Raw genomic sequence first — 16,325 nt, forward strand, 5'->3', positions numbered from 1 at the left:
TTCCGTGACCGAGATTGACGCAAAGATCGATGCTCTCGTCCCCGCCTGGCTCACCCTCCCCGACATCGCCGAACAGCTCGGCGTCGAGGTGACGCGTGTGCGGCAGCTGGTCAAGGACGGCCAGCTCATCGCCGTGCGCCGTGGTGAGAACCGCGCGCTGCACGTCCCCGCCGCCTTCATCGACGGGGACAAGGTCGTCAAGGGCCTGTCCGGAACCCTGACGCTCCTGCGGGACGACGGTTTCACGGACGAAGAGATGCTGGAGTGGCTCTTCACGCCCGACGACAGCCTGCCCGGCACGCCCGCGCAGGCCCTGAGCGAGAATCGCGGCACGGAGGTGAAGCGCCGCGCCCAGGCGCTCGCCGTCTGACCGAGCCCGAACCGACACACCGTCCGGCGTACGGGCCGGACCTCCCGGGGTCCCGGCCACGGCCCGCCCACACCCGGGGCGGTCCGGCCCGTACGCCACAGACACCCGTGCGCGAGCGACGGCACGCCCGCCCGCGCACGCCGAACCGGGGGACCCCGCCATGTCCGACACCGCCACCGCACGCGCCGCGCTCGGCGACGCCCGTGTCTACCTCTGCACGGACGCCCGTAAGCGCCAGGGCGACCTGCCCGAGTTCCTCGACGCGGTCCTCGCCGGCGGCGTCGACATCGTGCAGCTGCGCGACAAGGGCATGGAGGCCGCCGAGGAACTGGAGCACCTGAAGGTCTTCGCCGACGCCTGCGCCCGGCACGGCAAGCTCCTCGCGGTCAACGACCGCGCGGACGTCGCCCACGCCGCCCGCGCCGGTGTCCTCCACCTCGGCCAGGGCGACCTCCCGGTCCCGGCCGCCCGCGCGATCCTCGGCGACGACGTCGTGATCGGCCGCTCCACGCACGCCGAGTCCGAGGCCGCGGCGGCCGCCGTCCAGGACGGCGTGGACTACTTCTGCACCGGCCCGTGCTGGCCCACCCCGACCAAGCCCGGCCGCCACGCCCCCGGTCTCGACCTCGTCCGGTACACGGCCGCCCTCGGCACCGACTGCCCCTGGTTCGCCATCGGCGGCATCGACCTCGGCAACCTGGACCAGGTGCTTCAGGCGGGCGCCCGCCGGGTCGTCGTCGTCCGGGCCATCACCGAGGCGGACGACCCCGGCGCGGCGGCGGCGGAGTTCGCCAAGCGGCTGCGCGAGGCGTGATACGGGCCCCGACGGGGCCCACATGTCCAAGGGATGGACAAGAAGTGGACAATTCGGGCAAATTTCCGGCATCCGGTTGGGGGACCGCCACGGCCTGACTAACCTGCGGGTATGGCCCTCGGAACCGCATCCACCAGGACGGATCGCGCGCGAACGGTGCGCGACATCCTCGCCGGCGGCAAAACGACGTACTCCTTCGAGTTCTCGGCGCCGAAGACGCCCAAGGGCGAGCGGAACCTGTGGAGCGCGCTGCGCAGGGTCGAGGCGGTCGCGCCCGACTTCGTCTCCGTGACCTACGGCGCCGGCGGCTCGACGCGCGCCGGGACGGTCAAGGAGACCCAGCAGATCGTCGCCGACACGACGCTCACCCCGGTCGCCCACCTGACCGCGGTGAACCACTCCGTCGCCGAACTGCGCAACATCATCGGCCAGTACGCCGACGCGGGCATCCGCAACATGCTCGCGGTGCGCGGCGACCCGCCCGGCGACCCGATGGGCGAGTGGGTCCCCCACCCGCGGGGGCTGACGTACGCGGCCGAACTCGTCCGGCTCATCAAGGAGTCGGGCGACTTCTGTGTGGGCGTCGCGGCCTTCCCGGAGATGCACCCGCGCTCGGCCGACTGGGACACCGACGTCGCGCACTTCGTCGACAAGTGCCGGGCCGGCGCGGACTACGCCATCACCCAGATGTTCTTCCAGCCGGAGTCGTATCTGCGGCTGCGTGACCGAGTCGACGCGGCCGGCTGCGACACCCCCGTCATCCCCGAGGTCATGCCCGTGACCAGCGTGCGGATGCTGGAGCGGCTGCCCCAGCTGAGCAACGCCTCGATCCCGGACGCCCTGAAAGAGCGGATCCTCACAGCACAGGACGATCCGGCCGCTGTACGCTCCATTGGAATCGAGTTCGCCACGGAGTTCTGCGCGCGGCTGCTGTCCGAGGGAGTCCCCGGGCTGCACTTCATCACGCTGAACAACTCCACGGCCACGCTGGAAATCTACGAGAACCTGGGCCTGCACCACCCACCGCGGGCCTAGACCGGCCGCACGGGTTTACGACACACTGCGTAGCGGCCACTGGGAGAGGGGCGTACATGGGCTGGACGGTCCTCTACATCGCGTTCGGCATCGTCGCGCTGTGGCTGCTGGGCGAGGTGCTGCTGCAGTACAAGGCACGCCTGCGCTGGCGGCTGCTGGCGTTCGCCGGGTTCCTCGGCGTCGTCCTCGGCGTGCTCATTCCGTCCGTCGTCGTCATCGGACTGGGCGCCGCCGCCTTCGCGGTGGGGCAGACCTACGTCACGCTGTCGTTCCGACGCGGCTTCGCGGCCGGCTGGGCGGTCAACGCGCCGGCCCTGAGCAGTAAGTCCCGCCGCTACGACCGCGACCGCCAGGAGCCCTCCCTGGAGGTCTCCGGACTCGAGACGGCCGACAGCGGCTACGGCGACGGCGCGCACACACAGAGTGACGACGGCCCGTCCCACGGCCACGACGACTACGACCGCGACGACGTGTTCACGCCCGCGCGTCCCGCCGCCGCCCCGACGGCCGCCGAGACCACCGCGGTCTACGAGCCCCAGCCCCTGCCCGACGACACCGGCTCGTACGGCATATACGGCGACACGGGCTACCCCCAGGCGGACCCGCAGCACGCGGCCGCCGCCCAGGGCGCCGACCAGAACTACGCCTACGGCTACCAGAGCGGCTACGACCAGAACTACGGCTACGACACCACGGGCCAGCAGCAGTACGCCGCCTACTCCGACCCGTACATCGGCACGCAGGCCTACGGCGGCGAGCCGTACGACCCGGCGGCCTACGGGCAGCAGGCGTACGGCCAGCAGGGCTACCCGCAGGACCAGTACGCCGCGGGCTACGGCGGCGAGACCCCGGCCGGCGGCGTGTGGGTGCCGCAGCAGCGCAACACCGACGACCCCTACGGCGGGGAACTGCCGCCCGAGCAGCCCTACCCCTACCAGGGCGAGCAGCCGCAGCAGCCGACGCACGGCAACGGGTACGACGAGCAGTACCGCTACTGAGCGGCGCGGCCCGGGGGCGCGCCGCCCGTGCTCACTGCGAGCCGCGGAACTCCGGCCCTTCCACGATCAGCCCGGCCACCAGCGCGCCCGACATGCCCGCGTGCGGCAGCCCGCCGCCCGGGTGGGCCCAGCCGCCCACGGTGAACAGGCCCGGCACGCGCGTGCTGTTCGCCGGGTGCAGCAGCCGGCCGCCGGCCGCCGCCAGCGCGGGCGCGGGAACCGCACCGGCCTCGGCGCCGGTCTCGTCGGCGATGTCGGCGGGCGTGCGCACCTCGTGCCACAGCATCCGGTCGCGCAGACCCGGCACGGCCCGCTCGGCGGCGGCGATCATGTCGTCGGCGTGACGGGCCAACTCCTCCGCACCAGCGCCCTGTTCGCCCCACCGGGCAGGCACCGTCGACGTCAGGGTCACGGCCTCGTGGCCGGCGTCCGGGACCAGTCCGGGATCGTCGGGGCGCAAGACCGTCACCGTGGGCGGCCCGACCCTGCCGGGCGGCGTGCCGAAGAGCGCGTCCAACTCCCCGTCCCGGTCCGCCGCGTGCACCACCGTGCGGTGCGCCACGCCCTCCGGCCGCGCCCCGCGCAGCGCCAGCAGCACCGTCAGCCGGCTCGCCGCCCCCCGCTGCGGCGGGACCTCGCCGCCCCCGCGCGTCCGCGACCCTCCGGTGAGCCGGGCCAGCACGCCCGGCGCGACACCGGCGACCACGAAGTCCGCCTCGGCCACGCCCCCGTCGGCCGACTCCACGCCCGCCGCCCGGCCGTCCTTCTCCACGATCGCGGTCACCTCGGCGCCGAAGCGGAACTCCACCCGGCGTGCCACGCACCGCTCGTGCACCGCGCGGGCCAGCTCGCGCAGCCCACCGCGCACGTACCACATGCCGAAGGCATGCTCCATGTACGGCAGTACGGCCGCGCTCGCCGGCGTCACCCGGGGGTCCAGGCCGTACGCGAGCGCGTGGCTCTCCAGCAGGGCGGCCAGCCGCGCGTCCCGCAGCTCCCACGCGGCGACCTCGGCCAGCGTGCCGGCCCGGCGCGTGCGCAGCAGCCGCTTGTGCGGGACCGCCGGATACGGCTCCCGCTCGGCCAGCACCTGCCAGTTCGGCCACAGCGGCTCCTCCAGCAGCGGCCGGCGCGTGCGGTCCCAGGCCTCGCGGGCGCGCACCAGGAAGTCGCCCCAGCGGCCGCCCGCGCCCCCGCCCAGCGCCTCGTCCAGGGCCGCGACGACGCCCGCGCGTGACGCGTTCGGCAGCGCGACCTCCGTGCCGTCCGCGAAGACGTGCCGCGACGACGGGTCGACCTGGACGAGGTCGACGCAGGCCTCCAGCGGTTCCTTGCCGGTCTTGACGAACAGATCGCGCCAGACGGCGGGCAGCGGCAGCAGCCCCGGGCCCGTGTCGAACGAGAAGCCGTCCCGTTCCACACGGCGCAGCGCTCCGCCGTACGTCTCCGTCCGCTCGTACACCGTCACCCGGTGGCCCGCGACGGCCAGCCGGGCGGCGGCAGCCATCGCGCCCATGCCGGCGCCGATCACCGCAATCCGTGCCATGCCAGGGACTTTAGCCGCCCCCACCGACAGTCCCGCCGCAGCCCCGTGAGCAGCGGCTTTCCGGCCCTCGCCGGGGGACGGGCCGGTGAGGGGGAGTACCGGCGCGGACGCGATCGGCACCAGGCGCGGCGCGGGTCCGTGAGGGCGGGTGCGCAGGCCTGAGTACCCGTACCTAGATCGCGAGATGAGTACGCGCGCGGATGGGGGCCGACCCGCTCGAACGACAGAGTGGAGGCACGGAGAAGGGGCGCGGCACCGGCACCGACGACACGGGGCGCCGGAACGGTGCGGCCCTCGATCCGCTCCTTCCGCCGACCGGCGGTCGGCGGGAGTGAGGCACGGGGGAGACCCGGGGGACGACCGGAAACGGGGGTCCGACGGGGGGACGTACGGGGGAGCAAGGGGAAGCGCCGGTCGACGGTGGCCCGCGGGGGACGCGGCCACGACGGACCGGCGCTTTTCCGCGCCACGCGCGCGCCGGCTCATGCGTGCGTCCGGCTCACACGCCGACCGGCTCCGTCGCCGTGCCTCACGCGCGTGGCCGCTCTAGCCGCGGCCGCTCACCCTGCCCTGCAGCAGGCGGGACAGCGCCGCGTGCACGTCGTCCAGGGAGCGCTCCGGCTGGAAGGCCTGCCAGTCCAGCGCGGCCACCAGCACCATGCCGACCAGCGCGGCCGCCGTCAGCGGCACGTCGATCTCCTCGCTGAACTCGCCGCCCGCCACCCCCTCGCGCAGCACGCCCTCGACGACCGCGACGGCCTCCTGACGGACCACCATCAGCGTGGACTGCCAGGCACGGTTGGTGCGCCACAGCTCCGCCACGTACAGCTGCGTGAAGGCCGGGTAGCGGTCGATGAAGACGAGTCCCGCGCGGATCATCGCGTCCAGGGCGTCGACCTTGCCGCCGCCCTCGCGCGCGACCCGCTCGGCCGCCTCCCGCAGGGACGCGGTGAGAAGGCCGACGCCGTGCCGCAGCAGCTCCTCGAACAGGACGGACTTGCTCGCGAAGTTGTAGTAGACCGTGCCCTTCGCGACTCCGGCCCGCTCGGCGATCTCGTCCACCGTGGTGGCCGAGAAGCCCTGCTCGGCGATGAGCGTGACGGCCGCCTCGTAGAGCTTCTGCCGGGTGATCTCACGGCGGGTTCTGCCGCCCGACGCGGTGCTGCTGCTTTCCATGGTCCCGATTCTCACAGGAACGCGGCCCTTCCCGGGCACGGTGGGTGCGCTCACAGCGTCAGCTCCGGGTGCAGTCGGTCCAGTGTCCACACCTGACGCCGGCGGGCGGACAGGGCGGTCAGCGCCAGCGCGCCCGCGGTGAAGGCCGTGAGCACCACGCACGCGTGCCACACCGGTTCGAGGCCGCCGCCCGTGATGAGCCTCCTGAGCGCCTCCACGACGTGGCTCATCGGCAGGAAGGGATGCAGCGCGTTGAAGAAGCCGGGGCTGGTCTGCACGGGGTACGTGCCGCCGGCGGACGTCAGCTGGAGCATCAGGACCGCCAGGACGAGGATGCGGCCCGCCGCGCCGAAGCGGGCGTTCAGCCACTGCACGATCGCCGCGAAGCACGCCGTCACCAGGAACAGGAAGCCCACCGTGCCCGCCGCCCGCGCCATCCGGAGCCCGACCCCCCAGTGCAGCACCGACATCAGGGCCACCGTCTGGAGCACCCCGATCGCCACCACCGGCAGCCAGCCCGCCAGCGCGATCCGCCAGGCCGGGGCGCCCGCGGCGAGTGCCCGCCGGTTCATCGGCGTGATCACCATGTACGCCACCATCGCGCCCACCCACAGGGACAGCGGGATGAAGTAGGGGGCGAACCCGGTGCCGTAGTTGGGCGCCTTGTGCAGGTCCTCGGAGACCAGCCGGACCGGGTCCGCCATGACCTCCGTACGCCGGTCGCGGTCCTTCTCGCCGTAGTCCGGGATCTGTTCCGCGCCGTCGTGCAGTCCGCCCGCGAGCTTCCCCGAGCCGTCCACGAGCTTGAACATGCCACCGTTCAGGTCCCGCGCGCCCGTCCTCAGGTCGCCGACGCCTTCGTCCAGGTCGGCGGCGCCCGTCTCGGCGTTGCCGATGCCCTTGTTCAGCTTCTTCGCGCCCGCCGCGACTTTCCCGGCGCCGTCGTTCAGTTTGTTGATCTTCTTGACGGCGGCGTCGAGGTCCTCGGACAGGTGCGGCGCGTGCTCGGCGAGCGCCCGCGCCTGCTCCTCGAGGGTCGCGAGGTGCTTGTCGAGCTGCTCCAGATCGCCGTCGTGGTCGGCGATCAGCGTGTTGAGGTCGTCCACGACGAGCGCCACGTCGGCCGCGGCGTCCCTGGCCTTCGCCAGATCGGCGCAGGCCGGGTCGGGGAGCACGGGGTCGTCGCAGCGGGTCCGGTGGACCGCCGCCAGGGTGTCGGCGGCGGTGTGGGCCGTCTTGGCGGCGCCGGGCGCCCGCTCGGCCAGCGTGTCCAGGTTGTCGCGGATCGCGCCGGACGAGTCGGCGACGAGCCGCGCGGTGTCCCCGATGGTCTTCTCGTTGTCCCTCAGGAAGGGGCCGGCTCTGTCCGCGAGGCCGTTGACCAGGTCGGCGAGGGTCTGCGTGCCGTCGGCCACCTGCCGGGAACCGGTCTGGAGGTCGCCCGCGCCCGTGTGCAGCCTCGTCAGGCCCTTGGACAGCCTGCCGCTGCCGGCCTTGGCGTCCGCCAGCCCGTCGGCGAGGTCCTTGGCGCCCTTCTCGGCCTTGCCGATCCCGCCCTTGAGCTTGTCGGCGCCCTTGGCCGCCTTCACCGTCTCGCCGTGGATGTCGGAGAAGGAGATGAAGATCCGGTCGAGGAACGACCGGGACGCCTTCGTGGACGCGGCCTGCCGCACCTCGCTGAAGACCGTCCGGGAGATCTGCCCGACGATGTAGTTGTTGGCGTCGTTCGTGCGCACCCGGAGCGCGCCGGTCTCGGGGGAGTCGCCCGAGCTGGACGCGATACGGCGGCTGAAGTCGGCGGGCATGGTGAGCGACAGGTAGTACGTGCCGTCCTCGACGCCCCGGCGGGCCTCGGCCGCGCCGACCTCACGCCAGTCGAAGGTGTCGCTCTCGCGCAGCCCCCGGGCGATGTCGTCGCCGGCCGTGAGCCGCTCGCCGCCGACGCTCGCGCCCTTGTCGTCGTTCACGAGCGCGACCGGGATGCGGTCCAGTCGGCCGTACGGGTCCCAGAACGACCACAGGTACAGGGCGCCGTACAGCAGGGGCAGCACCAGCAGCGCGACCAGCGCGGCCCTGGGGAGCCTGCCGCGCCCGAAGCGCCTCAGCTCAAGCGCGGCCAGTTTCGGCGAGCGCATCGGCCGCCGCCTCCTTCGCTACGTCGGTCTCGTCGCCGTCACGGTGGTCACGGCCGCCGTCGCCGTCACGGTCGTCATCGCTGTCGTTGCCCGCGGGGTCGGTGCCGGTGCCGGTGTCGATATCGGTGGCGTCGTCGTGCTCGTCCGTGCCGGCCGCGGGCCGGGTGGGGACGACGACCGAGTCCTCAGGGGCCTCGCCGCACACGGCGACGACCGTCGTGCCGCCCTCGGCGACCGACTTCAGCAGGGCCCACACCTCCTCGCGCTCGGCGGGCGACAGCTTCAGGTCGGTGTCGTCCACGCCGAGCAGCCGCGGGCGGCCGACGAGCGCGAGCGCCACGGACAGCCGCAGCGCCTCCAGCCGCTCCAGGGCCCGTACGGCGGTCCGGGTGCCCTTGGGCAGCGTCGCCGGGTCGAGTCCGGCGGCGGCCAGCGCCGAGCCGACGCGCAGCCTCGCCTCGGTCCGGCGCTCGGCGGGCGGGCGCAGCAGCGCGCGCGGCGAACCGCCGAAGCGGCGCTGGAGCAGCGCCCGTTCGCGCAGGTGCTCGCCCACGGTCAGGGCCGGTTCGAGTTCGGTGACACCGGCGACGTGCGCGAGGGCGCTGACCCGCCGGACGGCGGACATCCGCCGGGGCAACGGGGCGCCGCCCACGACCGCCGTGCCCTCGGTCGCCCTCATCCGTCCGGTCAGCGCGAGCAGCAGACAGGTGCGGCCGGACCCCGAGGGTCCCACGACCGTGATCAGAGAACCCGGCTCCGCGTCGAAGCCGACCCCGCGGAAGGCCCAGCCGCGCGGCCCCTTGAGCCCGAAGTCCCGGGCCGTGACCGCGATTCCGTGCACGGTTCCCCCTTCCCTCATTTGAACTGACTGGTCAGTGCAAAACGTGGGGCAAAAGCTAGCCCGAACTCGCGATCGAAGCAAAACCCCAGGTCGGAACGGATTGTCAGTGCCATACCCCACGATGGCCACATACGGCACCCCGTATGAGGGCGTGCCGTCACACAGACGACAGGAGGTTCGTCATGGCCAACTCCTCCGCGGCCGCCGCCCGTCGGCGCCGCGCCACCGGCCCTGCCCCCTCACTGACCGGCCCCGCGAGCGACGTCCACCCCGTACTGCGCCGGGCCACGGCACCGCCCGCCGCCCTCGACCTGCTCGCCCAGGCCCGCGCCGGCCTGGACGAGGCCGCCTCCCTCGAAACGGCCAACGAGCGCTACGCGACGGCCCACCTCGCCGCCCTGCGCACCGCCGCCGCCGTGCTCGCCGCGCGCGGCCGCCCGGAGACCACCCCACGAGCCCGCGCCCGCATCAGAAGCGCCTGGGAAGTGCTCCCCGAGATCGCGCCCGAGCTCTCCGAATGGAGCGCGCTGTTCGCCTCGGGAGCCCGGCGCCGCGCCCGGGCGGAGGCGGGCATCGAGGGCGCGGCGAGCAGTCGGGACGCCGACGACCTGATACGGGACGTGGCGATGTTCCTGCGCCTGGTGGAGCGGATGCTCGTCCTCCAGCCCGTCCTGCCCCAGCCCCGCGCGGACACCGACCGGCCGGACCGCCGGGCGCGGGGCACCGGCCCGGACCGGGACATGCCGGACGCGGGCTGAGGCGCCGCCACGCAGCGGCGGGCCGACGGCACCACCCGGGCGCCGAGGCCGCGCGGCGCCCGGGGTGACCAGGCAGGGGGCGGGAGGCAATAGGGTGGAGGGCGCCTGAAGCCTTGCCCGTCCCCCGCACACCGGACCGGGAGGGGTGCCCGTTCGCTCCGCCGTCCACCGGGCGGTGCCGTGCCGAGGAGTCAACTGCCGTGTCGGACCCGATGCGCCCGCCCGCCTCCCACCACCACCAGACGGCGTCGCTGCGCTCCGGCTCCACCCGATCCCGCGCCTCACTCCGCACCGCCGTGGTCTGGGAGGTCCTCCAGGACGCCCTGGACCGCCGGGTCAAGGCCACGGGTCGCCAGGTGCTGGACGTCCTCGACACCGGCGGCGGCAGCGGCAAGTTCGCCGTGCCCGTCGCCCGCCTCGGCCACCGCGTCACCGTCGTCGACCCCAGCCCGAACGCGCTCTTCGCCCTGGAGCGCCGCGCCGCCGAGGCCGACGTCGCCGACCGCGTGCGCGGCGTCCAGGGCGACGCGCACGGCCTCTTCGACGTCGTGGAGCGCGGCGGCTACGACGCCGTCCTCTGCCACGGCGTCCTGGAATACGTGGACGACCCGGCCGAGGGCGTGCGCAACGCCGCCGCGGCCCTGCGCCCCGAGGGCGTCCTCAGCCTGCTCGCCGCCGGTCTGGGCGGCGCCGTGCTCGCCCGGGCCCTCGCCGGTCACTTCACGGAGGCCAGGCAGGCGCTGGCCGACCCGGACGGCCGCTGGGGCGAGGGCGACCCCGTGCCGCGCCGTTTCACCGCCGAGCAGCTCACCGCCCTCGTCGAGGGGGCCGGCCTGGAGGTCGCCGCCGTGCACGGCGTGCGGGTCTTCGCCGACCTCGTGCCCGGCGTGCTGGTGGACACCGAGCCCGGCGCCCTGGAGGCCCTGCTGAAGCTGGAGGAGGCGGCGGCCGAGCTCCCGGCGTTCCACTCCGTGGCCACACAGCTCCATGTGCTCGGTGGGACCCGAGTGACCGACGAGGCCTGAGCGGACAGCCGCGGTGCGCCGCTGATCAGCACATCAATGGCACATGGAGTACGCCACAGGCCCCCCGAACGGGGGCACGGCGCCGTATGATCGAAGGAGACCGCCCGGCATGACGGGCCGGTCGCTGGGGAATGGAAGCTTCAGCGGACCGGGACGTCCATGGCGGGTTCCGGTTGGCCAATTGGCGCAGAGGGGCGGGTTTCACGGGGGCGATTCCCTGCCTATCCTGAAGAGACCCCCCCGGGTCGCCCCGGCGACTGCACGATGAGGAGGACTCCGTGCCGCTCTCGGAGCACGAGCAGCGCATGCTCGAGCAGATGGAGCGAGCGCTGTACGCCGAAGATCCCAAGTTCGCGTCGGCGCTTGAGGGAAGCGGGCTGCGCACGTACACCCGGCGGCGGGTCTACCAGGCGATTGCCGGCTTCCTCGTAGGTATTGCGCTCCTCATGGCCGGAATGGTCGCCAAGCAGGTCTGGCTCAGCGTCGTCGGCTTCCTCGTGATGCTCGGCTGCGCGGTGCTCGCCGTGACCGGCTGGCGCAAGGCACCCAAGCCGGGTGAACAGCCGGCCGCCGGTGCCCCGGCCGCGGGTCGTCAGGGCAGGCAGCGCCGCTCCATGATGGACCGCATCGAAGAGCGCTGGCAGCGGCGCCGCGACGAGCAGGGCCATTAGCCACACCTACGGTCTCCCAGGCAAGTGAAGAGGGGCGGGGCGGCACCAGCGTGCCGCCCCGCCCCTCTTGCCGTCTTCTCCCGGCCGTCTTCTCAGCCGCCTTCTCTCAGCCCTGCTGACGTGTCGGCCTGCGCAGTGCCGGGCGGGCCGCCGCCGCACGGCGCTTGACGTCCGTCCACCAGGCCGACACCGTCCACACCACCCGCACGGTCGAGCGCGGCGCGCACACCGCACGCAGCCGCGTACCACGGCCCGCCGCGGCCGTCAGACCGGCGATCACCCGCCGGACGTCGTCCGCCAGACCCGGCGTCGGATGCGGCCGCGGCGCGTAGAGGACCTGCTCGACAGCTCCCGCCACCCGGTGCACCGACGCCGCCGCGTCCCCGTCGAGATGCCCCAGCCGCACGATCCGGGCCGCGGCCATGCGCGGCGTCCGCGACTCGTCCGGCGCGATACCGAAGTCCCACGCCGAGTCCGTCAGCTCCTGCCACACCGCCAGCGCGTGGGCCGCCGCGCCCTCCTCGGAGCGGCCGTGCGCGCCGAGCCGCACGGCCCGGGTCCGCTTCCGCCACAGCATCGGCGCGAACGGGACCGCCGCGGCGGCGAGCCCGCCCAGCACCCACAGCAGCACCACCCACCACTTCGGACCGCCGTCGTCCACGGCGAGCGCCGCCTGCGAGGACTCGGTCGGGCAGGCGCCGTCCAGCCGCTTCTGCTCCACCGTGCAGCCCTCGCTCCGGGAGGGTGCGGCCGACGGCTCCGCCGACGCCGACTCGGACGGCCTGGCCGGGTCGGGGACCGTGCTGCCCGGGGTGTCCGGCACCGTGTACGACGGCGTCGTGCCCCGGCTCGGCGTCGGCTCGAAGCGGGTCCAGCCCACGCCCTCGAAGTACAGCTCCGGCCACGCGTGCGCGTCCCTCAGGCCCACCGACACCGTGTCGTCCGCCTGCGGGGTGCCCGGCGCGAAGCCCACCGCGACCCGGGCCGGTATGCCCAGCGAGCGGGCCATGGACGCCATCGCGAAGGAGAAGTGCACGCAGAAGCCCTGCTTGTCGCGCAGGAAGCGGGCGATGGCCTGGGAACCGCTGCCCACCTGGACCCGGGTGTCGTACTCGAAGTCGCCGGTGACGGCGAAGTAGTCCTGAAGCTTGACCGCCTGCTCGTACGGGTTCGCCGCGCCCTCGGTGACCTCCTGCGCGGTGTCGGCCACCACGTCCGGCAGCGAGTCCGGCAGCTTGGTGAACTCCCTCAGCAGCGAACCGGGCGGCGCCGGCGCTGCGGCGAGCTGGTCCGCCGTCGGCTCCACGTCCAGGCTCGACACCCGGTACGTCAGCCCGCGCGTGTTCTGCCCGTGGTCGCCGACGAGGGTCATGCCCTCCGGCTCGTACCGCCAGTCGCCGCGGATGCTGACGCCGCTCGGCGGGTACGGCATCGGCAGCCAGTCCTGCGCGTACCAGCCGGCCGCGGAGACCGTCGTGTCGAACTCGGTGCGCTTCACGCCCGGTCCGAGGCCGGGCGGCGTCGGGAAGCCGCCCTCCGGCACGGCCGTGATCTCCCGCTTGGCGGGCTTCCACGTCGTGCCGTCGAAGTCGTCCAGCGAGACGATCCGCAGGTAGAGGTCGGAGACGTCCTCCGACTCGGTCCGCAGCGTCATGACCGTGCGGTCCTCGTCCACGTTCAGGCTGTCGCGCAGGGACACCAGCGGGTTCACCGCGGAGATCGTGCCGCCGCCGCCCGTGCCCCTGCCCACGCCGCCCCCGGCCCCGTCCAGCAGACCGCCGTCCATGGCGGGCAGCCCCAGCGGCGCCACCAGGGCGACCCCCAGCGCGACCACGCCGATGCGCCGCCCGGTGCGCACCGGGGACACGGAGCCCGGCTCGCCGCCCGGCGTGCGCGGAGCGCCGCCGAAGACCCGGCCCCACTGGGAGAGCCGGTCGCGCCCCTCGGCCAGCAGCAGGAACAGGTAGCCCGCCGCCGCGACAAGGAACCACACCCAGTCGGCGCCGCCGTCCGACAGGCCCGCCGCCACCGAGTACAGCGCGAGCAGCGGCAGACCCGCCGGGGCCGCGCTGCGGAAGGTGACCGCCAGGGCGTCCACCAGCAGCCCGATCACCAGCACACCGCCGACGAGCATCAGCCGGATGCCGTCGGAGAGCGGCGCCGGGATCGCGTACCGCCCGACGTCGTCCGCGCCCTGCCGGAACAGGTCGGCGAAGTGCGCGAAGGCCTCCGGGCCCGGGACCAGACCCGCGAACGCGTGCTCCCGCGCGAAGACCACGGTGAGCAGCGCCAGCGTGACGAGCGCCTGCACGGCCACGGTCAGCGGACGGGCCAGCGGCACCCGGCGCGTCAGCATGCCCACGCCCGTCTGCACCGCCAGCAGGAAACCCGCCTGAAGGATCCACGTGGCCGGCTCGACCAGGGGCAGCAGGGCACCCGCCGCCATCAGCGTGGCCGCCCAGGCGCACAGCGCCAGTCGTGCCCTGCCGCTCATGACCGCCCCTCCCCACCGCTCCCCGCGACGACACCGGTCCGCTCCTGGTCTGCCTGCCGCCACACGTCACCGAGCGAGGCGCCCCGCGGCACGGCCACGACCGTCCAGCCCGCCTCGCGCAGCATCTGCGGCCGCTCCCCGCTCTCGTCCGACGCACCGGCCGCGTCGCCCGGTTCCCGCCCCCAGGCGTCACTGTCCAGCAGGAAGGCGACCGCGGCCCCGCTGCGGTGCCGCATCCGCGAGACCACCGCCGCCTGCTGTTCGTCCAGGTCGCCGATGAAGGCGACCAGCAGGCCCTCGCTGCCGCCCCGCAGCACGTCGTACGCCCGGGACAGCCCGGCGCCGTCGGAGTGGTCGATCACCGCGAGGGTGTCCATCATCATCCCGGCCGCGTCCGCGGCCTCCTGGCTGGCGCCCGCGAAGCCGTCCGAGCCCTCGCCCGGCACCGAACTGCCGGTGTCCGTCAGCAGCCGCACCGAGAAGCCCCGCTCCAGCATGTGCACCAGCACGGACGCGGCACCCGACACCGCCCACTCGAAGGCCGAATCGGGGCCCGCGCCCCGGAAGGCGACGGCCCGGGTGTCGAGCAGCACCGTGCAGCGGGCCCGCTGCGGCGTCTCCTCGCGGCGCACCATCAGCTCGCCGTAGCGCGCGGTGGAGCGCCAGTGCACGCGGCGCAGGTCGTCGCCGTGGCGGTACCCGCGCGGGATCACGTCGTCCTCGCCGGCCAGCGCCAGGGAACGCTGCCGCCCGTCGCCGTACCCCTTGGCCTGGCCGCCCAGCCGCACCGGCGGCAGCGGCTCCACGCGCGGGATCACTGTCAGCGTGTCGTACGCCGAGAACGACCGGGTCAGCTCGCACATCCCGAACGGGTCGCTCAGCCGCAGCTGGAGCGGGCCCAGCGGATAGCGGCCGCGCAGGTCGGACCGGACCCGGTAGGACACCTCGCGCCGCCCGCCCGCCTCCACCCTGTCCAGCACGAAGCGGGGACGCGGGCCGAGCACGTACGGCACCCGGTCCTGGAGCATCAGCAGGCCGGTCGGCAGCCGCGAGACGTTGTCCATCCGCAGGTGGACCCGGGCTTCCGAGGCGGCGGGCACGCGCGCGGGGGAGAGCCGGCGGCTGCCCGCGACCCGGTGCCGCGTGCGGTACAGCACCGTCGCGCACACCAGGGGCAGCACCGCCAGCAGCAGGCCGACCCGGAGCAGATCGCTCTGCCCGAGGACGTACGCGCACACGGCCGCCGCGATCCCGGCGGCGAGGAAGGAGCGGCCACGCGTGGTCAGCCCCGACAGCGCCGTACGGACGCCGCCCTTGTCGCCGCCCTCGCTCTCGGCGAAGCCGGCGCCCCCGGGGGCCGGGGAGGTCATCACAGCCTCCGCGGCGGCTGCTGGCCGTACGCCGGGGTGCCACGGCCCAGGCCGTAGCCGCCCTGCGGCTGGTGGGTCGCGGGAACCGGCGTGTGCTGGAGGATCTCCTGGACCACCTGCTCGGCGGTGCGCCGGTTGAGCTGCGCCTGGGCGGTGGGCAGCAGACGGTGGGCGAGCACGGCCACGGCGAGCGCCTGGACGTCGTCCGGCAGCGCGTACTCCCGGCCGCTCAGGGCGGCGGACGCCTTCGCCGCGCGCAGCAGGTGCAGCGTCGCGCGCGGAGAGGCGCCGAGTCTGAGGTCGGGGTGCGTGCGCGTGGCGGCGACCAGGTCCACCGCGTACCTGCGGACCGGCTCGGCGACGTGCACGGCGCGCACCGTCTCGATCAGCTTGAGGATCTCGTGCGCGTGCGCCACGGGCTGGAGGTCGTCCAGCGGGTTGACCCCGCCGTGCACGTCGAGCATCTGCAGCTCGGCCTCCGCGCTCGGGTAGCCGATGGAGACGCGCGCCATGAAGCGGTCGCGCTGCGCCTCGGGCAGCGGATAGGTGCCCTCCATCTCGACCGGGTTCTGCGTCGCGACCACCATGAAGGGGCTGGGCAGCTCGTAGGTCTTGCCGTCGATGGTGACCTGCCGCTCCTCCATGGACTCCAGGAGCGCGGACTGGGTCTTGGGCGAGGCGCGGTTGATCTCGTCGCCGATCACGACCTGCGCGAAGATCGCGCCCGGCTTGAACTCGAAGTCGGAGCGCTGCTGGTCCCAGATGGACACACCCGTGATGTCCGACGGCAGCAGGTCCGGCGTGAACTGGATGCGGCGCACCGAGCAGTCGATGGACCGCGCCAGGGCCTTGGCCAGCATCGTCTTGCCGACGCCCGGGACGTCCTCGATCAGCAGGTGTCCCTCGGCGAGCAGCACGGTCAGCGAGAGCCGTACGACCTCCGGCTTGCCCTCGATCACGCTCTCGACCGACCCCCGCACGCGCTCCACCACGGCGGTCAGATCATCCCCCACCCTCGAACCTACTCCGGTGGGGGAACCCCCATGGCTCGCTCGATCGTCATAGGTCGTCACCCGGCCCTCCTCGGCCCTG

14 protein-coding genes are annotated in these 16,325 nt (G+C 74.0%); 7 read left to right on the plus strand and 7 right to left on the minus strand.

What is annotated here, in order from left to right:
- Positions 1 to 4 precede the first annotated feature (4 nt).
- The 4 genes from ACZ7D7_RS11685 (at position 5) to ACZ7D7_RS11700 (ending at position 3,217) form a co-directional block, all read left to right on the plus strand.
- The gene (locus ACZ7D7_RS11685) at positions 5 to 370 is read left to right on the plus strand and encodes an Rv2175c family DNA-binding protein (protein WP_470823877.1); all 366 of its coding nucleotides are present in this window, start codon (positions 5 to 7) and stop codon (positions 368 to 370) included.
- A gap of 160 nt (positions 371 to 530) precedes the next feature.
- A complete protein-coding gene (gene thiE / locus ACZ7D7_RS11690; protein WP_470823879.1) occupies positions 531 to 1,184 on the plus strand; it encodes a thiamine phosphate synthase in 654 nt (217 codons plus the stop codon).
- Positions 1,185 to 1,295: 111 nt separating this feature from the next.
- Positions 1,296 to 2,219: a methylenetetrahydrofolate reductase [NAD(P)H] gene (metF, locus tag ACZ7D7_RS11695; protein WP_470823880.1), complete on the plus strand. Its 924-nt coding sequence runs from the start codon at positions 1,296 to 1,298 to the stop codon at positions 2,217 to 2,219.
- Positions 2,220 to 2,275: 56 nt separating this feature from the next.
- Positions 2,276 to 3,217 (plus strand): SCO2102 family sporulation regulator, encoded by a 942-nt coding sequence (locus tag ACZ7D7_RS11700; RefSeq protein WP_470823881.1) that lies wholly within the window; start codon positions 2,276 to 2,278, stop codon positions 3,215 to 3,217.
- A gap of 31 nt (positions 3,218 to 3,248) precedes the next feature.
- On the opposite strand, the gene ACZ7D7_RS11705 is transcribed toward ACZ7D7_RS11700, so the two are convergent.
- The 4 genes from ACZ7D7_RS11705 to ACZ7D7_RS11720 all read right to left on the minus strand — a co-directional run bounded on the left by ACZ7D7_RS11705 (position 3,249) and on the right by ACZ7D7_RS11720 (position 8,933).
- A complete protein-coding gene (locus tag ACZ7D7_RS11705) occupies positions 3,249 to 4,763 on the minus strand; it encodes a phytoene desaturase family protein (RefSeq protein ID WP_470823882.1) in 1,515 nt (504 codons plus the stop codon).
- Positions 4,764 to 5,309: 546 nt separating this feature from the next.
- Positions 5,310 to 5,939: a TetR/AcrR family transcriptional regulator gene (locus ACZ7D7_RS11710; RefSeq protein WP_470823883.1), complete on the minus strand. Its 630-nt coding sequence runs from the start codon at positions 5,937 to 5,939 to the stop codon at positions 5,310 to 5,312.
- A 50-nt stretch (positions 5,940 to 5,989) separates the two neighbouring features.
- On the minus strand, positions 5,990 to 8,074 hold the full coding sequence (locus ACZ7D7_RS11715) for a YhgE/Pip family protein (protein WP_470823884.1): 2,085 nt from the start codon (positions 8,072 to 8,074) through the stop codon (positions 5,990 to 5,992).
- A complete protein-coding gene (locus tag ACZ7D7_RS11720; protein WP_470823885.1) occupies positions 8,046 to 8,933 on the minus strand; it encodes an ATP-binding cassette domain-containing protein in 888 nt (295 codons plus the stop codon). The genes ACZ7D7_RS11715 and ACZ7D7_RS11720 overlap by 29 nt, the downstream gene beginning before the upstream one ends.
- 164 nt (positions 8,934 to 9,097) lie before the next feature.
- On the opposite strand from ACZ7D7_RS11720, the gene ACZ7D7_RS11725 reads away from it, so the two are divergent.
- The 3 genes from ACZ7D7_RS11725 (at position 9,098) to ACZ7D7_RS11735 (ending at position 11,369) form a co-directional block, all read left to right on the plus strand.
- Positions 9,098 to 9,673 (plus strand): SAV_6107 family HEPN domain-containing protein, encoded by a 576-nt coding sequence (locus ACZ7D7_RS11725; RefSeq protein WP_470823886.1) that lies wholly within the window; start codon positions 9,098 to 9,100, stop codon positions 9,671 to 9,673.
- A gap of 200 nt (positions 9,674 to 9,873) precedes the next feature.
- Positions 9,874 to 10,698 (plus strand): methyltransferase, encoded by an 825-nt coding sequence (locus ACZ7D7_RS11730; protein WP_470823887.1) that lies wholly within the window; start codon positions 9,874 to 9,876, stop codon positions 10,696 to 10,698.
- Positions 10,699 to 10,976: 278 nt separating this feature from the next.
- Positions 10,977 to 11,369 carry a DUF3040 domain-containing protein gene (locus ACZ7D7_RS11735; protein ID WP_470823888.1) on the plus strand — a complete coding sequence of 131 codons (393 nt, stop codon included), beginning with the start codon at positions 10,977 to 10,979 and terminating at the stop codon, positions 11,367 to 11,369.
- Positions 11,370 to 11,475: 106 nt separating this feature from the next.
- Here the strand turns inward: ACZ7D7_RS11735 and ACZ7D7_RS11740 are convergent, their stop codons facing one another.
- Genes ACZ7D7_RS11740 through ACZ7D7_RS11750 form a run of 3 tightly spaced genes read right to left on the minus strand, consistent with a single transcriptional unit; the run spans position 11,476 to position 16,306 of the window.
- Complete coding sequence (locus ACZ7D7_RS11740; protein ID WP_470823890.1) at positions 11,476 to 13,863, minus strand: transglutaminase TgpA family protein; 2,388 nt, start codon at positions 13,861 to 13,863, stop codon at positions 11,476 to 11,478.
- Positions 13,860 to 15,233, minus strand: coding sequence for a DUF58 domain-containing protein (locus ACZ7D7_RS11745; protein ID WP_470823891.1), 1,374 nt, complete (start codon positions 15,231 to 15,233; stop codon positions 13,860 to 13,862). Before ACZ7D7_RS11745 ends, ACZ7D7_RS11740 begins: the two co-directional genes overlap by 4 nt.
- Positions 15,233 to 16,306: an AAA family ATPase gene (locus ACZ7D7_RS11750; RefSeq protein WP_470823892.1), complete on the minus strand. Its 1,074-nt coding sequence runs from the start codon at positions 16,304 to 16,306 to the stop codon at positions 15,233 to 15,235. The genes ACZ7D7_RS11745 and ACZ7D7_RS11750 overlap by 1 nt, the downstream gene beginning before the upstream one ends.
- Between the last annotated feature and the right edge of the window lie 19 nt (positions 16,307 to 16,325).

This window comes from Streptomyces sp. NPDC037054 (assembly GCF_055606745.1).

What these genes read in the sequence shown, in the direction of transcription:
- thiE (WP_470823879.1), top strand. Translation starts at nt 531, where the DNA reads ATGTCCGACACCGCCACCGCACGCGCCGCGCTCGGCGACGCCCGTGTC.
- metF (WP_470823880.1), top strand. Translation starts at nt 1,296, where the DNA reads ATGGCCCTCGGAACCGCATCCACCAGGACGGATCGCGCGCGAACGGTG.
- ACZ7D7_RS11700 (WP_470823881.1), top strand. Translation starts at nt 2,276, where the DNA reads ATGGGCTGGACGGTCCTCTACATCGCGTTCGGCATCGTCGCGCTGTGG.
- ACZ7D7_RS11705 (WP_470823882.1), bottom strand. Translation starts at nt 4,763, where the DNA reads ATGGCACGGATTGCGGTGATCGGCGCCGGCATGGGCGCGATGGCTGCC.
- ACZ7D7_RS11710 (WP_470823883.1), bottom strand. Translation starts at nt 5,939, where the DNA reads ATGGAAAGCAGCAGCACCGCGTCGGGCGGCAGAACCCGCCGTGAGATC.
- ACZ7D7_RS11715 (WP_470823884.1), bottom strand. Translation starts at nt 8,074, where the DNA reads ATGCGCTCGCCGAAACTGGCCGCGCTTGAGCTGAGGCGCTTCGGGCGC.
- ACZ7D7_RS11720 (WP_470823885.1), bottom strand. Translation starts at nt 8,933, where the DNA reads ATGAGGGAAGGGGGAACCGTGCACGGAATCGCGGTCACGGCCCGGGAC.
- ACZ7D7_RS11725 (WP_470823886.1), top strand. Translation starts at nt 9,098, where the DNA reads ATGGCCAACTCCTCCGCGGCCGCCGCCCGTCGGCGCCGCGCCACCGGC.
- ACZ7D7_RS11740 (WP_470823890.1), bottom strand. Translation starts at nt 13,863, where the DNA reads ATGAGCGGCAGGGCACGACTGGCGCTGTGCGCCTGGGCGGCCACGCTG.
- ACZ7D7_RS11745 (WP_470823891.1), bottom strand. Translation starts at nt 15,233, where the DNA reads ATGACCTCCCCGGCCCCCGGGGGCGCCGGCTTCGCCGAGAGCGAGGGC.